General features: G+C 35.3%; 2 protein-coding genes. Both read right to left on the reverse strand.

What is annotated here, in order from left to right:
- Nucleotides 1-1,913 (reverse strand): choice-of-anchor Q domain-containing protein (locus AB1630_11675; GenBank protein ID MEW6104451.1); only part of this gene is annotated, 1,913 nt, incomplete at its 3' end.
- Nucleotides 1,910-2,629 carry a class I SAM-dependent methyltransferase gene (locus AB1630_11680; protein ID MEW6104452.1) on the reverse strand — a complete coding sequence of 240 codons (720 nt, stop codon included), beginning with the start codon at nucleotides 2,627-2,629 and terminating at the stop codon, nucleotides 1,910-1,912. The genes AB1630_11680 and AB1630_11675, both read right to left, overlap by 4 nt.
- Nucleotides 2,630-3,057: the final 428 nt, after the last annotated feature.

Consider the following 3,057-nt stretch of genomic DNA (forward strand, 5'->3'; position numbering starts at 1 on the left):
ATAATAGTGGATGAGGCTGGTTCTGTTATGTAATAATCAATCGTTATTGAGCCTTCTTCCCCTGGATTTAGGCTTCCAATATCAAAAGATATATCTTCTTCACTAGGAAGGTAATCTATAAGAAAGACATCAGAAAGCTCGGTTGTCCCAATGTTCTTGTAGATTAGGGTATAGGTGATGGTGGATTGGGTCAAAACCTCAATTGGGGCAAGTTTTGCTAGCTCTATCCTTGGACCCATTATATATGTTGAACAAGAAGCAATTGCAGATGTTGTTCCCTCTGAACAAGGCGAAGAAGCCCTTCCTTCAATGATTGCTCTGTTTGTAATTGTTTCTGCCGGTAGCTCGGTTATATAGTACTCAAGCGTCCTTGACCCTTCTTCCTCTATATTTAAGCTTCCAATACCAAAGGTTATTGTTCCTCCATTGGGAAGGGTATCTATAAGCAAGACATCGGAAAGCTCTGTGTTTCCTGTGTTTTTATAAATTAAGGTATAGGTAATGGTTGATTTGGTTAGAGCTTGGTCTGGCCCTTGCTTTTCTAGGCTGATGCGAGGGATGCCAGTAAGTTTAAACACAGTGGTAGCTAAATTTCCATATTCATCACTTGCAGTAATTACCTTTGTACAGGATGGCTGGGTATTTACAATGAATGTTGCTGAGAAGCTTCCATATTCATTAGAAAATGTGCTTGTAATTGCAAGATGTGTTCCGAAGTCAATAGAAATTGTGGTTTCTGTTGATGAGGTATTGCCTGATATTGTTACAATACATCCAACATAACCTGAACTTGGAAAAAGTTGTTTTATTTGGAGAAAATCTCCTGGAAACTCGTAAGCGCCCATATCTACAATTGCTATTCCATCTTCATTTCCATCCATTATTCTTGGATTACCATCTTTGTCTTTTTCTGGAATACCCAGGGCTGTATTTAAGCCTGCATCAATGCAATAGGAGGTTGGTTGAAGATGGAAGTCTCCATTGCCTATAAATTGAGGGTCTGTTGAAATATCATGTAGTCCAGCAGAACATTCATAATAATTTCCTCCACCATTACTCCATAGATTATTATAATCAATGGATGGAGAAGACCCAAGGGAAGAAATTCCACCACCCCAGCCAGCATTATTCCACGCTATTATACAGTTTGTAATGGAGGGTGAAGATCCAGCATAACAGCGGATTCCTCCACCATCCTCAGCAGTGAAATTCTCTGTAATTATGCAGTTTGTAATAGATGGAAAAGAATGATTACATTCAATTCCGCCACCATAACTATTATAAGGATAAAAAATAGTTCTATTCCCTCTTATAATACAATTTTTAATGGTTGGAGAAGAATAATTACAACAACGGACCCCTCCACCATTACGGTAAGCTTGATTTCCTATAATTATGCAGTTTGTAATATCTGGAGAAGAATAATTATAACAAGCAATTCCACCACCATCCACACTAGCTTGATTCCCTGAAATTATACAGTTTGTAACAGATGGGGAAGAACCATAACAGAAAATTCCGCCGCCACAACCAACAGGTTCTTCTCCAACAACATATCCATTTTTGATAGTAAGTCCTAAAATAAGGTCGCTATTAGTTTGTCCATCAGCCAAATAAAACCCCCTTCCACTATTTTCACAATCAATGATACAATTCTCTGGGCCATTCTCTGAGCGGACAGTAATATGCTTTCCCGACCAGCTTAAATCCTTATTCCCGCTGCCGGTATATATCCCATCCGCTACCCAGACGGTATCGCCATCATTTGCCGCATTTATTCCTGCCTGAATGGTTGCATATTGCGATGGCACATACAAATCTGCCCCATAAGTTCTCATTCCCCAAATCCCTAACATTACCACACTAAAGATTGCTCTTTTCATCATCATCCTCCTTAAAATTGGAAATTTCATTTTTGAACAATAGCCAAAATTGATAAACCAAAGGGTAAATTTGTTTTCGTTAACAAAAAGGCTTCAATTTTATATAAAAAAATCAAAAATTTGTTTGCAAAACTTGGTACTGGCATAAAGTCAGAAATCTCTCTGGTTTTCTTCTGTTTTGATTTTAAGAGACGCACAAAAATACTTGGCAAAAAGATAAAAAAATTAGAGTAAGTCAACTTAAAAATCCTAAAAGTATTTTTTTCTAATAGGTTTTTAATTTCCTCAATTTCATATCTTCTTTTATGATGAAGCATTTCATCCCAATAGGAAAAAAGCCTTTTATAAGCAGGAACTGAAATAATCAAAAAACCACACGGCTTTAAAACTCGGCATATCTCGGCTAATGCTTCTTTATCATTATCAATATGTTCTAAAAGATCCAAACAAGTAATTAAATCAAAATAACAATCGGGGAATGGAATCTTTTCAGCTGAAACAATCTTGAGATTTTTAAGCCCTCTTTCCTTGCAAAAATTGATTGCTTCTGGTTCTTTATCAATCCCCCAAGATTCTCCTTTGGTAATTTTTTCTAATTCCTCTAACCACCTTCCAGCTCCACACCCTACATCCAAAATTTTTAAGTCTTCCTTTAAGTCTAAAACCTTTTTTCTACTTAACAATTTAATAATTAGGGATCTAACAATTCCTCTTTTCCCCACATGCCACCAATAATTATCTTCCAAATCATATAGCTCTTGATAAAGATCTTTCCTCACTATTCTACCTCTAGTTTTACCCTCCAAGACATTATACCACTAATCATTTTTGAATAAAAATAGCTAGCCTGCCTTTTTTCTTATATAAAAACCTTTTAGGGTGGTTAGACTTAAGCTCCCCTTATCATTATTATAATTTTCTAAATTTTCATCGTAATTTAAGTATAACATCATTTATAAAATTTTGCAAGAAAAATTTTTAACCTTTAAAATATCTTTAAGAAAAGGATAACAATCCATTCAATTCTTGTCAAGAATTTTCTTTTTGATTGAAACTTACCCATATCTTTTTAGCTAAAGAAAGGATTTTTGGGAAAATTAGGGTCTCTTTTTTAAAATTGTGGTTATTTTCTATTGACAGGAAGGCTAATTTTTAGAAATGAAGGGAATAAATT

It is taken from the genome of bacterium (assembly GCA_040753555.1).
Lineage (GTDB): Bacteria > UBA9089 > UBA9088 > UBA9088 > UBA9088 > JBFLYE01.